The 17,025-nt window shown below is 61.8% G+C and carries 18 protein-coding genes; 9 read left to right on the top strand and 9 right to left on the bottom strand.

The window, feature by feature from the left end; all coding sequences use genetic code 11:
- Positions 1 to 21: 21 nt before the first annotated feature.
- From FHT69_RS26695 to FHT69_RS26670, 6 genes are all read right to left on the bottom strand, one after another.
- Positions 22 to 1,077, bottom strand: a complete 1,056-nt coding sequence (locus tag FHT69_RS26695; RefSeq protein WP_028757203.1) for an alpha/beta fold hydrolase — start codon at positions 1,075 to 1,077, stop codon at positions 22 to 24.
- Between the two features lie 118 nt (positions 1,078 to 1,195).
- Positions 1,196 to 1,810 (bottom strand): tetratricopeptide repeat protein, encoded by a 615-nt coding sequence (locus FHT69_RS26690; RefSeq protein WP_028755487.1) that lies wholly within the window; start codon positions 1,808 to 1,810, stop codon positions 1,196 to 1,198.
- 112 nt (positions 1,811 to 1,922) lie between these two features.
- Positions 1,923 to 2,048, bottom strand: a complete 126-nt coding sequence (gene ykgO / locus FHT69_RS26685) for a type B 50S ribosomal protein L36 (RefSeq protein WP_003582204.1) — start codon at positions 2,046 to 2,048, stop codon at positions 1,923 to 1,925.
- 164 nt (positions 2,049 to 2,212) lie between these two features.
- Positions 2,213 to 3,289 carry a 5-(carboxyamino)imidazole ribonucleotide synthase gene (locus FHT69_RS26680; protein ID WP_183906185.1) on the bottom strand — a complete coding sequence of 359 codons (1,077 nt, stop codon included), beginning with the start codon at positions 3,287 to 3,289 and terminating at the stop codon, positions 2,213 to 2,215.
- Positions 3,286 to 3,780 carry a 5-(carboxyamino)imidazole ribonucleotide mutase gene (gene purE / locus FHT69_RS26675; protein WP_183906184.1) on the bottom strand — a complete coding sequence of 165 codons (495 nt, stop codon included), beginning with the start codon at positions 3,778 to 3,780 and terminating at the stop codon, positions 3,286 to 3,288. Before purE ends, FHT69_RS26680 begins: the two co-directional genes overlap by 4 nt.
- Positions 3,781 to 3,798: 18 nt before the next feature.
- Positions 3,799 to 4,002, bottom strand: a complete 204-nt coding sequence (locus FHT69_RS26670; protein WP_017968168.1) for a YdcH family protein — start codon at positions 4,000 to 4,002, stop codon at positions 3,799 to 3,801.
- Positions 4,003 to 4,230: 228 nt separating this feature from the next.
- On the opposite strand from FHT69_RS26670, the gene FHT69_RS26665 reads away from it, so the two are divergent.
- Positions 4,231 to 4,404: a YdcH family protein gene (locus FHT69_RS26665; protein WP_003542831.1), complete on the top strand. Its 174-nt coding sequence runs from the start codon at positions 4,231 to 4,233 to the stop codon at positions 4,402 to 4,404.
- Positions 4,405 to 4,678: 274 nt separating this feature from the next.
- Here the strand turns inward: FHT69_RS26665 and FHT69_RS26660 are convergent, their stop codons facing one another.
- Positions 4,679 to 4,939 carry an ArsR/SmtB family transcription factor gene (locus FHT69_RS26660; RefSeq protein ID WP_017962043.1) on the bottom strand — a complete coding sequence of 87 codons (261 nt, stop codon included), beginning with the start codon at positions 4,937 to 4,939 and terminating at the stop codon, positions 4,679 to 4,681.
- A 121-nt stretch (positions 4,940 to 5,060) separates the two neighbouring features.
- Positions 5,061 to 5,825 (bottom strand): sulfite exporter TauE/SafE family protein, encoded by a 765-nt coding sequence (locus FHT69_RS26655; RefSeq protein WP_132575528.1) that lies wholly within the window; start codon positions 5,823 to 5,825, stop codon positions 5,061 to 5,063.
- Positions 5,826 to 5,932: 107 nt separating this feature from the next.
- On the opposite strand from FHT69_RS26655, the gene FHT69_RS26650 reads away from it, so the two are divergent.
- A complete protein-coding gene (locus tag FHT69_RS26650; protein ID WP_028755491.1) occupies positions 5,933 to 6,586 on the top strand; it encodes a thiamine phosphate synthase in 654 nt (217 codons plus the stop codon).
- A 10-nt stretch (positions 6,587 to 6,596) separates the two neighbouring features.
- Positions 6,597 to 7,679, top strand: coding sequence for a tetratricopeptide repeat protein (locus FHT69_RS26645; protein WP_047616447.1), 1,083 nt, complete (start codon positions 6,597 to 6,599; stop codon positions 7,677 to 7,679).
- A gap of 19 nt (positions 7,680 to 7,698) precedes the next feature.
- On the opposite strand, the gene FHT69_RS26640 is transcribed toward FHT69_RS26645, so the two are convergent.
- A complete protein-coding gene (locus FHT69_RS26640) occupies positions 7,699 to 9,447 on the bottom strand; it encodes a chemotaxis protein (protein WP_183906183.1) in 1,749 nt (582 codons plus the stop codon).
- 341 nt (positions 9,448 to 9,788) lie between these two features.
- Here FHT69_RS26640 and FHT69_RS26635 point away from each other — a divergent pair, with 341 nt between their 5' ends.
- The 6 genes from FHT69_RS26635 (at position 9,789) to FHT69_RS26610 (ending at position 16,927) form a co-directional block, all read left to right on the top strand.
- A complete protein-coding gene (locus FHT69_RS26635; RefSeq protein ID WP_028755494.1) occupies positions 9,789 to 10,118 on the top strand; it encodes an STAS domain-containing protein in 330 nt (109 codons plus the stop codon).
- Complete coding sequence (locus tag FHT69_RS26630; RefSeq protein WP_028755495.1) at positions 10,115 to 10,483, top strand: response regulator; 369 nt, start codon at positions 10,115 to 10,117, stop codon at positions 10,481 to 10,483. Before FHT69_RS26635 ends, FHT69_RS26630 begins: the two co-directional genes overlap by 4 nt.
- Entirely contained in the window at positions 10,480 to 12,534 is a 2,055-nt protein-coding gene (locus tag FHT69_RS26625; protein ID WP_028755496.1) for a chemotaxis protein CheA, read from the top strand. The genes FHT69_RS26630 and FHT69_RS26625 overlap by 4 nt, the downstream gene beginning before the upstream one ends.
- Positions 12,531 to 13,040 (top strand): chemotaxis protein CheW, encoded by a 510-nt coding sequence (locus FHT69_RS26620; protein ID WP_028755497.1) that lies wholly within the window; start codon positions 12,531 to 12,533, stop codon positions 13,038 to 13,040. The genes FHT69_RS26625 and FHT69_RS26620 overlap by 4 nt, the downstream gene beginning before the upstream one ends.
- A 31-nt stretch (positions 13,041 to 13,071) precedes the next feature.
- On the top strand, positions 13,072 to 14,781 hold the full coding sequence (locus FHT69_RS26615; protein WP_028755498.1) for a methyl-accepting chemotaxis protein: 1,710 nt from the start codon (positions 13,072 to 13,074) through the stop codon (positions 14,779 to 14,781).
- A 223-nt stretch (positions 14,782 to 15,004) separates the two neighbouring features.
- Positions 15,005 to 16,927 (top strand): methyl-accepting chemotaxis protein, encoded by a 1,923-nt coding sequence (locus tag FHT69_RS26610; RefSeq protein WP_028755499.1) that lies wholly within the window; start codon positions 15,005 to 15,007, stop codon positions 16,925 to 16,927.
- The last annotated feature ends 98 nt before the right edge of the window (positions 16,928 to 17,025 follow it).

Raw genomic sequence — 17,025 nt, 5'->3', positions numbered from 1 at the left:
GGTAAATTCAAACCGGAGAGGTCATGCGCCGTGCAGGGCGCCTGGCCCCAATGGCGACACGGCTGCGACCTTTCGATCACGTGATGCGGCGGCAAGCCTTTCCTCGGCGCTGCGGGCGATTGCCTGCAGGTCGCGCGGCTTGCCTGATATCTTCTCCATGGCGGCGATGACGACATCGGTTGCGAGGTAGTCCGGCTTATGGCCGACGCCGCGAACGGTGATGAGTTCGGAGCCCGATATGTCGCGGGCAAGGCCGCGCGAATGCAGGTGCTCCCAGACGATCTCGTCGCGGTCGCCTGTTATGATGACGGTCGGCGCGGTGATCTGCGAGTAGAGCGGCGACTGTTCCTTCACATAGGCCAGCAGTCTTTTGAAATCGGCGGCGTTGTTGTGGAAGGCGCGGGGCCGCAGCACCAGTGACGGGCCGGTTTTTTCGATATAGTCGGCCGGGCGCGGATTGGGGCGGAAGACGTTCAGCGTGCCGCGCTCCAGCCGGCTCAGCCCGAGCGGCACGACGATCGCATGGTTGAAGAGCCAGCCGACGACCGGCACGGTTGCGACATGATAATACCAGTCGATGCCGCCCGGCCATGGATGGGTGGCGGGTGCGAGGAACAGCAGGCCTGATGTCTTATCGGGATGGCGCAGGCCGAAGGCGGCGGTGATCGCGCCGCCGAAGGAATGGCCGACAATGATCGCCTTCTCGATGCCGCGCTTTTCCATCAGCCTGGCGATCGCATCGGCCTGGCCGGAGGGAACGGCGTTCTCAGGGCCGCCGCGCTCGGAATAACCGTGACCGGGACGATCGACGAACAGCATTTCCGCCCGGCCTTCGAGTGCTGCGCGAAAGGCGACGACCTGGTCGAGCAGATTGCCGCTGGCGCCATGAATGAAGACAAGCGGCGGCAGATCCGCATTTTCGGGACGCTTGATGTGGACGGCATTCATGCAGTAGCCGCCGACATCCGTCAGTTCGCCGATATTGGGATAGGCGTGTTCGAATTGCCGCGCCTTATAGGATGAGTAACCGATGGCGGCGGCGAGCGGGGCGAGAAGAGCGGAAACTTCTGCAAGCATGATGTTAACAACGAGCGACAGTTGCGGGATGAGCTGCGGGCGAACAAACCGCTACATCATTCCCTCTATATTCCAAAATTGCGCGACGTGATCCGACGTCAAGATGTCAGCCCGGGAATCAGGTGCGGTTGCCGGCGAGTTTTTCGGCAAGCGTGTTGACCTGTTCCTGCGCGGTGCGTTCGGCGGGATAGACATCGAGGAAACGCTCCCAGGCCTTCAAGGTCAGTTGGTCGTTGCCGGAATTGCTGAGAATCGCCGCCATGCCGGAGAGTGCGCCGAAATGGCGCGGCTCGAGATCGAGCACACGTTCGATGTCGGACATCGACTTGCGATAATTGCCCATGACGAAATTCAGCGTGGCGCGGCGGTTCCAGCTTTCGGCATAATCGGGCTTCAGCGCGATCGCCTCGTCGAGGAAGTCGAGGGCAGCCGGATTGCGCTTTTCCTCGATCGCCTTGTCGGCCCACTGCATCAGCAGATTGATGGTGGCGCTGCCGGAATCGTTCCATTCCATGCGGATTTCATTGGCGATGCTGCTGGCCTTGTCGGGGTCGCGCTCACGCTTCAACTGGCTGAAGAGCTGGTCGAGGTGCTGCTTCGGCGAACTGCTGACATCCGTCTGTTCGACGATGACGTCCTTTTCCGCGGCGGTGGCCGGAAAAGTGGCGGAGAGGAGAATGAGGGCGAGCGGCAGCGCCGCTGATGTCAAAGCAAAAAAGCGCATGGCGGACATATTAGCCCGCCAACGCCGAAGATCAAACAAATTTGACGTGATCACCATAGTGACCCACCGGATATATCCGCCGGCGCAAGCTCACGCGGCGCGGCGATCCGGATGCGCGAAATCAGCCCTGACGAGCCTTGTAGCGCGGGTTCAGCTTGTTGATGATGTAGATGCGGCCCTTGCGGCGAACCAGACGGTTGTCACGGTGACGAGCCTTGAGCGACTTGAGCGAATTCTTGATCTTCATTTTTCTGATCCGCGATCTCTATGGGGGAATTCACATTCGCCCGTATCTTTAACAATCAAAAGCGCGCCATCGGGCGCGCTCTTTAGGTGGGGGAGCAGATACCTCTTCACCTTTTCCATGTCAACCGCATGAAGGTGTTTTTCCCAAGGCGTCGCGGTGTTTTCTCAAGCCGAAACCGGTGATTTCGGCGTCAAGGTGGTGACGTGGCCCATCTTGCGGCCGGAGCGCCACTCGGTCTTGCCATAGAGATGAACCAGCGTATCGGGACGCTGCAACCAGTCGGGAACGGCAAGGATATCGTCGCCGATCAGGTTCTGCATGACGCAGTCGGAATGGCGCTCGCCATTGCCGAGCGGCAGGCCGGCGACGGCGCGGATATGCTGCTCGAACTGGCTGACGACGCAGGCGGCTTCCGTCCAGTGACCGGAGTTGTGGACACGCGGCGCCATCTCGTTGGCGATCAGACCACCGTCGGGCAGCACGAAGAATTCGATGCCGATGACGCCGACATAGTTCAAGGCGGCGAGGATCTTTTCGGCCGATCGGCGCGCAATATCCGCCGTCGTTGGCGAGATCGTAGCGGGAACCGTCGAGGTGTGAAGGATGCCGCTGCGGTGGACATTCTCGGCGGGATCGAAGCAGACGACCGTGCCGTCGGTGGCCCGCGCGGCGATGATCGAGACCTCGCGCTCGAAGGCGACGAAACTTTCGAGGATGAGTGGCACGCCGCCGAGCGCGGAATAGGCGCCATCTGCGCTGTCGGCGACGGAGCGGAAAACCATCTGGCCCTTGCCGTCATAACCGAGACGGCGCGTCTTCAGCACGCCCTGACCGCCGAAATCCTTCAGTGCCATCTCGAGATCGGCCTGGCTGTCGACCGCATGGAAGCGGGCGGTCGATATGCCGCAGCCATTGAGAAAGCGCTTTTCGACGAGGCGGTCCTGGGCGGCTTCCAGTGCCTTCGGCGGCGGATAGACGGACACGCTCGCCGAGAGCGTCTCGGCAGCTGCGACGGGCACGTTCTCGAATTCGTAGGTGACGACATCGCAGATATCAGCGAGTTCGGCGAGTGCCGCCGGATCGTCATAGGCGGCGGTAATCTGCCGGTTGGCGAGCTGGGCGGCCGGGCAGTCCGCCTGCGGCTCGAGGATGACCGTGCGAAAATTCAATCTGGCGGCGGCAATGGCCAGCATGCGGCCAAGCTGGCCGCCGCCGATAATGCCGATCGTTCTTGCCGTCATAGGTCGTCCATCGGGTATTCGGCGACGGCAGCACTCTGGCGCCCGCGCCATTCGTCGAGCCGGTCGGCGATTTCTTCGTCGGAAAGGGCAAGGACGGCGGCGGCGAGAAGGGCGGCATTGACCGCGCCGGCCTTGCCGATGGCGAGCGTGCCCACCGGAATGCCGGCCGGCATCTGCACGATGGAAAGAAGGCTGTCCTGGCCGGACATGGTCTTTGACTGGACCGGCACGCCGAAGACCGGCAGCGGCGTCATCGATGCGGCCATACCCGGCAGGTGGGCAGCGCCGCCGGCGCCGGCGATGATGACCTTGAAGCCCTCCGCCCGCGCTCCCTTGGCGAAATTGACCAGCCGGTCGGGTGTGCGGTGCGCCGAAATGATGCGCGCATCGTAAGGGATCTCAAGCGCCTCCAGCGTGTCGGCGGCGTTCTTCATGGTCTCCCAGTCGGACTGGCTGCCCATGATGATGGCGACGGGCGGTCTGTCTGTCATCGTTGCTGCTATTCCCTCTCAGGCGATGATGTCAGGGATGATCTGATCTTCCAGCTTGGAGAGCCTGTCCTTGATGACGAGCTTCTTCTTTTTCATACGCTGGATCCGCAGAGCATCGCATCCGGTCTGGATCATGGCGTTGATCGCGGCGTCGAAATCCTCATGCTCCTGGCGCAGACGCGCCACTGTGAGCCTGATTTCCGCCTGTTCCTGATCGGCCATATGCAATCCCCGTTATCGTGCTCGGACGTTGTCCGATCTGCCGATGATTTCCGCAAGCTCCTATCACCAAATACAGGTAACGGCTAGTTAGTCTTGATCATGAAATTGCCATCCAGTCTTCATCTTTTGGCCTTCGACAAGCCTTCAAAAATATGTCACAGTCCCCGCCGTTGACACCTTGATCCCCGACGATGTTGGCCGGGGAGGGTAAGAGGAAGGAAGGGTCATATGACTGTTCAAGCTCATCTTGAGTCACTCCAGAAAAAGCATGTTGCTCTCGAGGAGGAGTTGCACGCGCTCAGAACATCTCCCTCTATTTCCGATACGGAACTTGCCGAATGCAAGCGCCGCAAGCTGCGCATCAAGGACGAGATTCAGCGTCTTAAGTCATCCGTCCACTGATCTTCCCAAGGGTCGCCGGACGATCATCTTGCGCAAAGAGGTAAATCCATCCATTCCGCCTAAAATCAGCAAGAACCGGTGATCACACACTCGATTTGCGCCAGTCCGATGCCCGCCGCATCGCGGCTGGCGCTTTTGGTTCGTCAAGCTTCAAAGGGGCTGATGATCCGTGTCGAGTTTCCGGCCGGCATAATTTTACCTTGAAGCGGAACTGCTCGGGATAAAATTATGCAATTCAAAGTGATAAAACGTCCTCAGAGACGCGTGACGTGCATCAGGCCCAGAATTGATCAAGCCATAAATTGAGCGTGTCGAAGCCGCGGTTGTTGACCGCGTAGATGCGCTTCGTGCCTTCGGATGTCACCGAAACAAGATTGCTGTCCAACAGCGCTTTCAGGTGTTGCGAAACGGCGGGGCGGCTGATCGGCAGACCCTCGGCGAGCTCATTGACCGTCCGTGGTGCGCGGCGCAGTTCCTCCAGCAGAAACCGCCGGTTCGGATCGGCAATCGCAGAGAAAGGGTCCGTGTTCGACATGGCGGGAACGCTACGTCAAACCGGGCGCTCCAGCAAGGAAATTGTGCATTGCAGCGTGCGGCAATTCAAAGTGCTGCAGCGTCCCTCGCGCGTCTCAAAAGAAGCGCGGCGCTTCAGGGTTTTACCAACCAAGGCCCTCGCGCACGATCAGGAAGGCAGCGATCAACGCCATCGCATACATGAAGGGATAGAAGATCTGTGGCCTCATGCGGCGCACGCACCATGCGCCGGCAAAGGTGGCGAGCGGGGCGAAGGGCAGGAGCGTCGCGGAGGTCGCAAGGTTCTGGGTGTCGAGTTGGCCGAGCGCGAAATAGGGGATCAGCTTGATGGCGTTGAGGATCGCAAAGAAGCGCACACTGGTGCCGGTATATTCGCGTGGCTGCAATTTGAGCGGCAGGGCATAGATCTGGAAGGGCGCGCCGCCGGCATGGGCGACGAAGCTGCCGTAGCCGGAAAATGTGCCCCAGAGGCTGGCGGCCACCGGCCGCTGGCCGCGCGGCGGGACCACCTTGCCGGCGCCCGGGCCGAAATTATTCCAGAAATAGCGCAGGCAGAAGAGGATGGTCACCGCGCCGATGACAATGCGCAGCATGCTGCCCGGAACGAGTGCCGAGGTGGCCCAGCCGAGCGCGATGCCGAAGACTGCGCCCGGCAGCATGATCTTCAGCGTCGCCCAGTCGCCATGCTTGCGCCAGATGACGAGCGAGATCATGTCCATGAAGACCAGGATCGGCAGCAGGATCGCCGCCGCTTCGACCGGCGAGACGACGAGGGCGAGGAAAGGCAAGCCGATCAGCGACAAAGCGTCGCCCATGCCGCCCTTTGCGAGGCCCACCAGCAGAACCGCGGGCACGGCGGCGTAGTAGAATGACAAATCCTGCGGCATGCTTTCGACGTCCTCCTCTTGCAAGCCTCGTCTAACGGAACTACTCACACAAAACGAGTGCGGATCCCTCATTTCGAAGGGGAATTCGCCGGAAACGGAAAGACCTCATGACCGAACCGGAAAACCGCTGCCGCCTTGTGCTCATCGCACCTGATATTGCCGATGCCGATGAACAGGCAAAGATCGTCGCCGACGCGCTGAAGGGCGGCGACGTCGCTTCGGTGATCGTGCCGCAATACGGGCTCGACGATGGCGCCTTCCAGAAACATGCCGAAAAGCTGGTGCCGCTGATCCAGGATGCCGGAGCGGCTGCGCTGATTTCAGGCGACAGCCGCGTCGCAGGCCGGGCGAAGGCCGATGGCCTGCATCTTTCCGGCAATGCGGAGGCGCTTTCGGAAGCGATCGACAAACACGCGCCGAAGCTGATCATCGGCGGCGGCAACGCGGCTGACCGCCACCACGCGCTGGAGATCGGCGAAGTCAGGCCGGACTATATCTTTTTCGGCAAGCTCGACGGCGACATCAAGCCGGAGGCGCATCCGAAGAATCTTGCGCTCGGCGAATGGTGGGCCTCGATGATCGAGATTCCCTGTATCGTCATGGGCGGCACCGATCCGGCCTCGGCGCTTGCCGTTGCCGAGACCGGCGCGGAGTTCGTGGCGCTGCGGCTGGCGGTCTTCGGCGAGCCCGGCCGGGCGCCGTCGATCGTCGCCGAAATCAACGCGTTGCTTGACGAAAAAGCGCCACGGTTTGAGGATTGAAATCGCCCTCATGCCGATCCCGCCCGTCCCCCTTTTGAAATTTGCCCTTGCCAGCGTGGCGGCCTTGGTTGCTGCCGGGCCGGATGTCGCTTTGGCGCAGGCGCCGGACAGCGTCATCAGCCAGCCGGGCACGGCGCCGGCATCGACCTTCCGCACCGACCGGCCCACTGGCCCGGATGTCAAGCCCTCCGATGGTGTTGGCGTGTTCGACCGTATGGGCGCGAAGCTGCCGGACCTGCCGCCGGAAAAGGATTACAAGGGGCCGATCGACGAGGCTTACGGCGCCTTCCAGCGCGGTTATTACCTGACGGCAATGGACAAGGCGCTGCCGCGCGCCCAGCTCGGCGATCCGGCGGCGCAAACGCTGATCGGCGAAATCCTCTCGCAGGGCCTCGGCGTCAAGAAGGACGTGAAGAATGCCGCCTTCTGGTATGGCAAGGCGGCCGAAGGCGGCGATGCGGCAGCCATGTTTAAATATGCGCTGATCCTGATGGAAGGCCAGGGCGTGCCGCGTGACAAGGTCAAGGCCGACGACTACATGCGCAAGGCGGCCGAGGCCGGCAATCCTTCAGCGGAGTTCAACTGGGCGCAGCTTCTCATCGCCGACAATCCCGGCGAGAAGGGGCTGAAGCTTGCGCTGCCGTTCTACGAGAAATCGGCCGAGCAGGGCATTGCCGATTCGCAATATGCGGTGGCGCAGATCTATGCGACGCTGAAGGACCTGCCGGAGGAAAAGAAGCAGCTCGCCCGCGAGTGGATGGCGCGTGCGGCGCGCGCCGGCTTCGACACCGCCCAGCTCGATCTCGGCATCTGGCTCGTCAATGGCGTCGGCGGACCGAAGGATTACGTCAAGGGTTTCGAATGGCTGAAACTTGCCGCCAATGGCGGCAATGTCGTGGCGCAGAACAAGCTCGCCCATCTCTACATCAACGCCATCGGCACGCCGCCCGATCCGATCGAGGCAGCGAAGTGGTACGTGCTGTCTCGGCGTGCCGGGCTTGCCGATCCGTCGCTTGAGGATTTCTATCTCGGTATCGAGGACGATCAGCAGAAGGCGGCGATCGAGGCCGCCAACAAGTTCCGGCGGCGATAGCGGCCCGACGCGACGCGCTTTAAAAAAGCGCGTCGGCGAACAGATCTTCGTCGTTTTCGGCTTTGGCGGTCTCGGTGGGGGCGGGGGCGGGAGCGCTGTCCGCGGCCGCCGGGATGATGTCGCGATGAATGCTGCGCTCCTGGACCATCGTGTAGTACTTGAAGATCGTGCGGTCGAGCGGCGCGATCGTCTCGGCGAGATCCGAGATATCTTCGATATCGCTGCCGGCGATGCCGTCGAGCAGATCGGCGCAGCGGCCAAGGACTTCGCCGAGATCATGCTGGAAATCGAGCTTGCCGATCAGCAGGCTGATCTTCGTGGCGACCTCGCGGCCGTTCTCGGCGAGCACTTTCAGTTCATCTTCCATCACGTTGGCCGCGGAGCGGATGTTGCCGACGGCTGACGTCAGGCTCTCCCCGAGGTTGCCGGCCCCGGCGCCGGCAGCGGGGGCGACGCGTCCGGCCGCGGCTTCGAGCGCCGGCAGGCCGTTGACGATGGCGTCGGCGGAATCGTCGAGCTTGCCGGCGAAGATGCGCAGCTCGGCGGTGACGACGTTGATCGACTTGCCTTCCTCGCCGAGACGGCTACAGCGCAGGTTGGTATTCAAGGCCATATAATGGATGTCGGTCTTGACGGCGCGGATATTTGCGATGGCTTCGGAGAGCTTGGCGGCCGTGCCGATCGTCGACTGGCTCACCTGGTCGGCCTGGCGGCTTGCCGTGTCGACCTGCTTGACGATTTCGTGAGCGGCCGAAACGCTGGATTCGAGCGCGCGCATGAAGTTGCCGCCGGCTTCGCCGCTCTGCCCGCTCATCTGATCGCGAAGCTTGAGGATCTCCCGCATGTCGTGGCCGAAACTCGCGATCGTCTTGACGACATTCTCTGAATCCCGCTGGAAATTGGCGCACATGTCGCGCATCTGCGCTGCGGTTAGATGGTGAATGACGTTCTGAAGGCGCTGGCGGGCGCCGGCGTCGAGCCTTGCGCCATCCTCGCCGGCAAAGAAATCGTCGAGCGACGAAAATGTGGCCTGCACATGCTCGATGCGCTGGCGGGTAATGTCGCCGATCTGCAGGGCAGACAGCGTCGAGCCGACCTTGCTCTGGACATCGCGGGCAATCGCGCCGACCTCGCGGGCGATGACGCCGAGATCCTTGCGGTGTGCGGCGATCTTGGCGGCATCATCGCGCAGGGCTGCGGCGACGGCCGGAACGGTCTCGGCATAACCCTTGGAAACGCTGGCGCCAAAGGAGGCGGCGAGCTTGACCTCCTTGTCGAGGCTATCGAGATGCGTGGCGAAACGGTTGACTTCGTCGGTGCCGGAATAGATGCGTTCGAGGATCTCCTGGGCGAAGCCGGCGAATTCGGCAAGGCCGGCACCGGTGATCTTCACGGTCACGGCGAAGGTTCTGAGATAACGCATCGTCTCCTGCATGTCGGAAACGTGCTTGCGCAGTTCCCTGCCGGTATGCGCCAGCGAGACCAACGCCTGCTGACGGTTTTCCTCGGTGACGGGCAACGCCTTCAGGCTCTCCACCGTGGCGCGGAGATCGGCGGTGGTATCGCTGGCTTCCTTGTTGTCGAGCGCCGTGGTCACACTCTCAAGCGAGTTCAACAGGCGGTTGAGGACATCCATCACCGACAGCAGTACGGTGCCGCCTTCGAGAAAACGCTCCTCGACCTGGTTGCGGGCGGATTCCAAGGTCCGGCTGATGTCCCGCCCCGACGAGTAGGCTGCAGCGTTCGGCGATACCAGAGCGTGTGCCAATTTTATACCTTTTCTTAAAATACAGGCAATTCGATTCTATTTTTACGGGCAGGATGGAAACGTCCGGTAAACGCGCCGGACTCGCCAGCGTTGTGATTAACGAAAGATGTCGATGCGACCCAGGGCAAAGTGTCAGGGCCGAGAAATGCAATTTAACACGCTGTTTTTACTTTATTTATTTCTAATTTTTGAGAAAAAAATACAACTTATCTCGGATGAGAATTGGGAGTCTCGGGACTCGTTATACGGCAGTTTCCTACAACCGCTGTTTACCCCGCATTAACGCTGCCATGAGAGTCCTTTTAGGGTCATCAAGTATTTCTCTGGCCCAGGAGGCGGCATTGGATACTCCGAAGCAATATTACGAATCTATAAATTTGCCGGATGTGCTCAGCATTCGCAACGTTTCAGAACTATATTCCAAGCTTACTGATGAATTTCATAGTCGTGATTCAATCATCATCAGCATTCCGGAAGGCGCGGAAGCGGATCTGAGTTTCGTTCAACTCATCGAATCCTCGCGCTGCCAAGCAAAATCCCAAGGAAAGACGTTCAAACTTTCTTCGCCGGCCAGTGGTTCGGTCCTGAAGGTACTTGAGCGCGCCGGTTTCATCGAATCTTTCGATCAAGAAGATGCAAATTTCTGGTTGCATAAAGAGGTAACGTTATGAGTGCAAATATCCTGACCGTCGACGATTCCGCCAGCATTCGTCTGACTACCAAGGTCACGCTGACCAATGCCGGCTATAGCGTCACCGAGGCAGTCAACGGGGCAGAGGGCCTCGCGACGGCCAAGGGCAGCACCTTCGATCTGATTGTGACCGATCTCAACATGCCTGTCATGGACGGGCTGACGATGATCGAGGAGCTGCGCAAGCTGCCGGCGCAGGCCGGCGTTCCGATCATCTTCCTGACGACGGAATCGGATGCCGATCTCAAGGCGCGTGCCAAGGCCGCCGGCGCCACCGGCTGGCTGACCAAGCCGTTCGACCCCGAAAGTCTGGTGAAAATCGTGAAAAAGGTTCTCGGACGATGAGCACGATCGATCCTGTCGCCGTATTCCGCATGGAGGCCGCCGAATGCCTCGAAGCGATCGAGGCCGGTCTTCTCGACCTGACCCACCAACTCGACAACAAGGATCTCGTCGACGCCGTGTTCCGCGGTCTCCACACGCTCAAGGGCTCCGGCGCGATGTTCGGTTTCGAGGCGCTCGCCGCCTTCACCCATCATTGCGAAACAGCCTTCGACCGCGTCCGCAAGGGTGAAGTCGCAGCGACCAGCGAACTCGTCGCCGCCGTTCTCGCCGCCCAGGACCATATGCGTGCCCTTGTCGACCAGCCGGACGCCGATCACGGCGATACCGGACATAAGCTTCTGGCGCAGCTGCAGGCCGCCGTCGGCGGCAAGGCGGCAGCGGTAGCTGCCCCTGTGGTCGCCGTTCCCCCACCCGTGGCCGTGCGCGAGGCACCGGCGAAGAGGAAGAACAGCTGGCGCATTCACTTCAGCCTGCCCGCCAATTCGATGGCCAACGGCACCAATCCGCTCGGCCTGCTGGACGAGCTGCGCGATCTCGGCGAATGCACCGTGCGCGCCAATAGCTCGGCTATTCCGCCGCTCGACGAGCTCACTCCGACAGAACTCCATATCTCCTGGGACGTGACGCTGGTGAGTGACCAGGACCGTTCGGCGATCGACGACGTCTTCATCTTCGTACTCGATGATATGGAACTCAGCGTCGAGGAAATCGACGCGCCGGCAGCGGCAACGGTCGCGGCCATCGAGGAAAAGACAGCATCTGCAACTGCCGCCGCATCGACGGCGCCCGTTCCACCGGCCGCCGTTCCGGAATTTCGTCCTGTCGAGGCGGTTCCGGCCAAGCGCGAGGCGCCCGTTGCCGTCAGCCAGGCGAAGGCGGCCGAGAACGTCCGCGTTCCGGCCGAACGTCTCGACGAGCTGATGGACCGCGTCGGCGAACTCGTCATTGCGCAATCGCGCCTCAGCCAGCTCGCCAGCGCCAGCACCGATATCGCGCTACGCTCCGTCTCGGAAGAAATCGAACGCCTCTCTGGCGAATTGCGCGACACGATGATGGTGCTGCGCATGGTGCCGGTCGCCACCCTCTTCTCTCGCTTCCGCCGCCTCGTCCACGATCTCGCCCGCGAGACCGGCAAGGTGATCGAGCTGGTGACGGAGGGCGAGAGCACCGAAGTCGACAAGACGGTCATCGAGCGCCTGGCCGATCCGCTGGTGCATCTGGTGCGCAACTCGATCGACCACGGCCTCGAAACGCCGGCCGATCGACTTGCCTCCGGCAAGACCGAAGCCGGCACGGTGACGCTTTCGGCCCGCCAGGCCGGTGGCGAGGTGATCATCTCGATCAAGGACGACGGCCGCGGCATCAATCGTGACCGGGTTCGCGCCAAGGCGGAATCTTCCGGCCTCATCCACCCCGGGCAGCCGCTTTCCGACTCCGAGCTGCTGCAACTGATCTTCGCCCCCGGCTTCTCGACAGCCGCGGCGATCACCAATCTGTCCGGCCGCGGGGTCGGCATGGACGTGGTCAAAAAGACGGTCGAAGCGCTTCGCGGCGCAATCGACATCGTCAGTGTGCCCGGACAGGGTTCGGAAGTGTCGCTGCGCATCCCGCTGACGCTTGCCATCATCGATGGCCTGCTGGTGCGGGTCGGTTCCGGCCGCTACGTCATCCCGCTCTCGGCGGTCGAGGAATGCCTCGAACTGTCGCTCGAGGAAGATCTCCGTTCGCGCGGCCGCAGCTTCATCTCACTGCGCGACAGCCTGGTGCCGTTCCTGCGCCTGCGCGATCTCTTCCGCACCGGCACCAAGCCCGACGTGCACCAGAAGGTCGTCGTCATCTCGACCGGCACCGAGCGTGTCGGCCTCGTCGTCGACCAGATCATCGGTGACCACCAGACGGTCATCAAGTCGATGTCGAAACTGCACAATAACGTTGCGACCTTCTCGGGCGCCACCATTCTCGGCGACGGCAGCGTCGCTCTCATTCTCGACGTCGGGCACCTGGTTGCCGCGGGTCAGCAACAGGAGGCGCAATTGCGTGTAGCAGGATGAGTGCAACAGCAGCAGCCGAACGATTTGACAATCACTGGAGCTATGCCGAAGAGGTGGAGGTCCTGACCTTCGATCTCAACGGCGAAACCTTCGCGCTGGAAGCGGTCATCGTCCAGGAAATCCTGGACCTGCTTCCTGAGACAGCGGTCCCGGGCAGCCAGCCCTTCGTCGCCAGCGTCATCAACTTTCGCGGCAAGGTCATTCCGCTCGCCGATCTGCGCCTCGCCTTCGGGATGGAAGCGGCAGAAGCGACGATCGACAGCCGCATCATCGTCATCGAGATCGATCTGCAGGGCGAGCAGACGCTCGTCGGCCTCAGAACCGACAAGGTGAACGAAGTGACGACGCTTGCAAAGACCGCGAGCGAGGCACCACCGAGCGTCGGCATGCGCTGGCGCGCCGACTACATCAATTGCCTCGTGAAGAGGGGCGGAGAATTCATCATTCTCCCTAATCTGCAGGCGATTTTCTCATCGAGGCACGATGCGGCGGGAGCCGTTAATTGACGCCGGATGAATTCAACGAGGGGTTTGGACCATGCGACTGACAATCAAGACGAAACTGGTGACCGCGTTCACCTTCATCATTCTGATGCTCATGGGCACCGCCGCTTACGGTGTCCTCAGCCTTGGATCGCTGAACGATACGATCGATAAGCTTCTCTCCGGCCCGGCAGCCCGCCTCGATCTCGCGCAGCAGATCAACATCGCCCAGCTCGAGGCCATCCGCCAGCAGAAGAACCTGCTCACCGCCCGGACCGCGGACGAGTCGGCCGGGGCAATCGCCAAGGGCAACCAGGCCCGCAAGGAATTCGCCGACGCCTTCAGCCATGTGCTGGCGCTGGCAACGGAAGAGGGCAAAGTGCGCTGGGCACGCATCGCCGAGCTGTCCAAGACCTTCAATGCGGCCGACGATCAGATCCGCGAATATGTGAAGGCCGGCAATGCCGAAGGCGCAAATGCCATCTCCGTCTCGACGGCCCGGGCCGCTGCCAACGACATCGACTCGACACTCAGCGAAATCCTGGCGCTTGAAAAGCAGCGTATGAAGGCTGCCGATGACGGCGCCGAAGCGCAGTACACGACGACCCGCACGACGATGATGGCGGTCGCCGCCGTCGCGCTGCTGATCGCTGCTCTCACCGCCTTCTGGATCGCCAGCACGATCAGCAAGGGACTTAGCCGCGCCAACACCGTGGTTCGCGAGGTGTCGGAAGGCGATCTGACGAAGATGGCCGATATCACCAGCCATGACGAAATCGGCGAGCTTCTGGGTAATGTCAATACGATGATCGAACGCCTGCGCGGCGTCGTCGCCGACGCATTGTCGGCTGCCGACAACGTCTCTTCCGGCAGCCAGGAACTTTCGGCGAGCTCGGAACAGGTCTCGCAGGGCGCCACCGAACAGGCGGCGTCGGCTGAAGAGGCGTCGGCCTCGATGGAGCAGATGGCCGCCAACATCAAGCAGAACGCCGACAACGCCGCCCAGACGGAAAAGATTGCCCGCCAGTCGGCCAAGGACGCGGAAGCCAGCGGTGAAGCGGTGACGCGTGCCGTCGACGCCATGCGCACGATCGCTCAGAAGATCGGCATCGTCCAGGAGATCGCCCGCCAGACCGATCTCTTGGCTCTCAACGCGGCTGTGGAAGCAGCACGTGCCGGCGAACACGGCAAGGGTTTTGCGGTCGTCGCCTCCGAGGTTCGCAAACTCGCCGAACGCAGCCAGTCGGCCGCCGCCGAAATCAGCTCGATGTCGAGCGATACGGTCAAGGCCGCCGCCGATGCCGGCGACATGCTTGGCCGGCTGGTGCCCGACATCCGCAAGACGGCAGAGTTGGTCTCCGAGATCAGTGCAGCCTGCCGCGAACAGGATATCGGCGCTTCGCAGATCAATGAGGCGATCCAGCAACTCGACAAGGTGACCCAGCAGAATGCCGGCGCCTCCGAGCAGATGTCGGCGACCTCCGAGGAGCTCGCCTCCCAGGCCGAAGAACTGCAGGCCTCGATCGCCTTCTTCAAGGTCGATACGGCGGGTAGTGCGCGGCCCGGCGCCCAGAAGGCACAGCCAAAGGCTTCGGCCAAGGTGGCCAAAGCCCCGGCCACTGTCCGCAAATCCGCCCCGCAAGGCCATGGACAGGGTCGCGGCCAGACGGTTTCGGCTCAGCAGCAGCGTCTCAAGGGCTTTGCTCTCGACATGTCGATGGGTGGTCCAGACGCCAGCGACGACGACTTTAGGGAGAGCGCATAAGCGCTCCTGCCCTCAATGTGATCCCTCGGGCTGCTCCGGCGGCCCGAGGAGGGAATATCCCCCAACGCATGTAGGCGTTGGCGCTGCGATGGATAGATGTCCGGCTGCCGGGAAGTGAATGTAATCGCTTTTCCCCGTTTCAACACATCAGTTCCAAGCTCGACGTCCCGCCAAGGGGACATGTCTCTCTCCATTCGTTTTGACCGCAAATCGGGGGTATCACATGCGTTTCACCATTAAACTCAAACTGGGTCTTGCCTTCGGCATCATGACGCTGCTGCTAATCGGCATCGCGGTTTATGGAAGCCTCAGCCTCGGCACTTTGAACGAGGCGAGCAGCAATATGATCGACGGCCCGATGCGCCGCCTGGAACTGGCGCTGAATGCCAATGTCGCCGAAGTCAACGCCATCCGCGCTCAGAAGAACGCGCTGCTTTCCACGGATCCCGACGCGGCCGCCGCTTTCTACAAGGAAGCCGATCAGAACCTGCAGGCCATGTTCGATGCTGTCGACGCCGGTTTTGCCATCGCCACCGCTGAAGGCAAGCCTCATTGGGAAAAGCTGCGGACGGTCGGTGGGAAATTCCGTGAAAAATCCACTGAGTTGCAGCAACTTGACGCGAAGGGCGACAAATCAGGCGCGCTGGCGCTTTCACTCGGCGACCTTCGAGCGATGACCAATGACATGGGCGATGCAATCGCCGCCCTTACGGAGATCCAGCGCAAGGGCATGCAGGCAACCAACCACTCGAACACCGATCTTTATAATTCGACCAAGCTGATCCTCACTGCTGCTTCCGGCATCGCCGTGCTCGTCGCACTCGCCGCCGCATTGTGGATCACGCTCGGAATCAACAACGGCTTGCGGAAGATCACGACCGTCGCAAACGCCGTCGCAATCGGTGATCTCAACCAGAGGGTCGACGTCAAGACCAATGACGAGATCAAGGATCTCATCAACACGGTCAATACCATGACCGCCAATCTGCGCGCCACGGCAGCCCTTGCCGACCAGATCGCCATGGGCGACCTCAGCACCGACGCCAAGCCGCTTTCGGACAAGGATACGCTCGGCATCGCGATGCAGAGCATGATCTCCAACCTACGAACCACCGCCGGCATCGCCGATCAGATCGCAAACGGCGACCTGACGGTGTCTCCGAAGCCGCTCTCCGACAAGGATGCGCTGGGCCTCGCCCTGGAGCAGATGGTCGAGCGCCTGCGCGGCGTCGTCGCCGACGCAATCTCCGCGGCCGAGAACGTCTCGTCCGGCAGCCAGGAGCTTTCGGCAAGCTCCGAGCAGGTCTCGCAGGGTGCCACCGAACAGGCGGCTTCCGCCGAAGAGGCTTCCGCTTCGATGGAAGAGATGGCCTCCAACATCAAGCAGAACGCCGACAACGCCGCCCAGACGGAAAAGATCGCCCGTCAGTCGGCCAAGGATGCGGAAGCCAGTGGTGAAGCCGTCTCCCGTGCCGTCGACGCCATGCGCACGATCGCTCAGAAGATCGGCATCGTCCAGGAAATCGCCCGGCAGACCGATCTGCTGGCTTTGAACGCCGCAGTCGAAGCGGCGCGCGCCGGTGAACACGGCAAGGGATTTGCGGTCGTCGCCTCCGAGGTTCGCAAACTCGCCGAACGCAGCCAGTCGGCGGCCGCCGAAATCAGCGCCATGTCGAGCGATACCGTGACAGCCGCCCAGGAAGCCGGCGAAATGCTCGGCCGGCTGGTGCCCGATATCCGCAAGACGGCCGAGTTGGTCTCCGAGATCAGCGCCGCCTGCCGCGAACAGGATATCGGGGCGGCCCAGATCAATGAAGCGATCCAACAGCTCGACAAGGTGACGCAGCAGAATGCTGGCGCTTCCGAGCAGATGTCGGCGACCTCCGAGGAGCTCGCCTCCCAGGCCGAAGAGCTGCAGACGTCGATCGCTTTCTTCAAGGTCGATACGGCCGGCAGTCGCCGTGACCGCGCCCCGGCGGCAAAACTCGCCGCCCGCAGCCGGGTTCAGGCGGCACCACGCAAACCGGGCGGCAAGACGCCGGCCAATACGGTCGCCGGCCAGCAGGCCCGCGTGAAAGGATTTGCCCTCGACATGTCGATGGGCGGTCCCGACATGGCCGATGACGAGTTTAGGGAGAGCGCATAGCGCTCCCTTGGAGAAAGCGCATAGGTGCTCTCTCCGTTTGCAACTGTCGTGGGCCAGCCAACATGGCCCGCGACGCAGGCTTCCGGTGCTCGAGGGGA

It is taken from the genome of Rhizobium sp. BK008 (assembly GCF_014197345.1).
GTDB classification, from domain to species: domain Bacteria; phylum Pseudomonadota; class Alphaproteobacteria; order Rhizobiales; family Rhizobiaceae; genus Rhizobium; species Rhizobium anhuiense.
Note: the sequence above shows the minus strand (reverse complement) of the source record. Positions and strands in the feature narration are given on the sequence as shown.

What these genes read in the sequence shown, in the direction of transcription:
- FHT69_RS26695 (WP_028757203.1), bottom strand. Translation starts at nt 1,077, where the DNA reads ATGCTTGCAGAAGTTTCCGCTCTTCTCGCCCCGCTCGCCGCCGCCATC.
- FHT69_RS26690 (WP_028755487.1), bottom strand. Translation starts at nt 1,810, where the DNA reads ATGTCCGCCATGCGCTTTTTTGCTTTGACATCAGCGGCGCTGCCGCTC.
- ykgO (WP_003582204.1), bottom strand. Translation starts at nt 2,048, where the DNA reads ATGAAGATCAAGAATTCGCTCAAGTCGCTCAAGGCTCGTCACCGTGAC.
- FHT69_RS26680 (WP_183906185.1), bottom strand. Translation starts at nt 3,289, where the DNA reads ATGACGGCAAGAACGATCGGCATTATCGGCGGCGGCCAGCTTGGCCGC.
- purE (WP_183906184.1), bottom strand. Translation starts at nt 3,780, where the DNA reads ATGACAGACAGACCGCCCGTCGCCATCATCATGGGCAGCCAGTCCGAC.
- FHT69_RS26670 (WP_017968168.1), bottom strand. Translation starts at nt 4,002, where the DNA reads ATGGCCGATCAGGAACAGGCGGAAATCAGGCTCACAGTGGCGCGTCTG.
- FHT69_RS26665 (WP_003542831.1), top strand. Translation starts at nt 4,231, where the DNA reads ATGACTGTTCAAGCTCATCTTGAGTCACTCCAGAAAAAGCATGTTGCT.
- FHT69_RS26660 (WP_017962043.1), bottom strand. Translation starts at nt 4,939, where the DNA reads ATGTCGAACACGGACCCTTTCTCTGCGATTGCCGATCCGAACCGGCGG.
- FHT69_RS26655 (WP_132575528.1), bottom strand. Translation starts at nt 5,825, where the DNA reads ATGCCGCAGGATTTGTCATTCTACTACGCCGCCGTGCCCGCGGTTCTG.
- FHT69_RS26650 (WP_028755491.1), top strand. Translation starts at nt 5,933, where the DNA reads ATGACCGAACCGGAAAACCGCTGCCGCCTTGTGCTCATCGCACCTGAT.
- FHT69_RS26645 (WP_047616447.1), top strand. Translation starts at nt 6,597, where the DNA reads ATGCCGATCCCGCCCGTCCCCCTTTTGAAATTTGCCCTTGCCAGCGTG.
- FHT69_RS26630 (WP_028755495.1), top strand. Translation starts at nt 10,115, where the DNA reads ATGAGTGCAAATATCCTGACCGTCGACGATTCCGCCAGCATTCGTCTG.
- FHT69_RS26625 (WP_028755496.1), top strand. Translation starts at nt 10,480, where the DNA reads ATGAGCACGATCGATCCTGTCGCCGTATTCCGCATGGAGGCCGCCGAA.
- FHT69_RS26620 (WP_028755497.1), top strand. Translation starts at nt 12,531, where the DNA reads ATGAGTGCAACAGCAGCAGCCGAACGATTTGACAATCACTGGAGCTAT.
- FHT69_RS26615 (WP_028755498.1), top strand. Translation starts at nt 13,072, where the DNA reads ATGCGACTGACAATCAAGACGAAACTGGTGACCGCGTTCACCTTCATC.
- FHT69_RS26610 (WP_028755499.1), top strand. Translation starts at nt 15,005, where the DNA reads ATGCGTTTCACCATTAAACTCAAACTGGGTCTTGCCTTCGGCATCATG.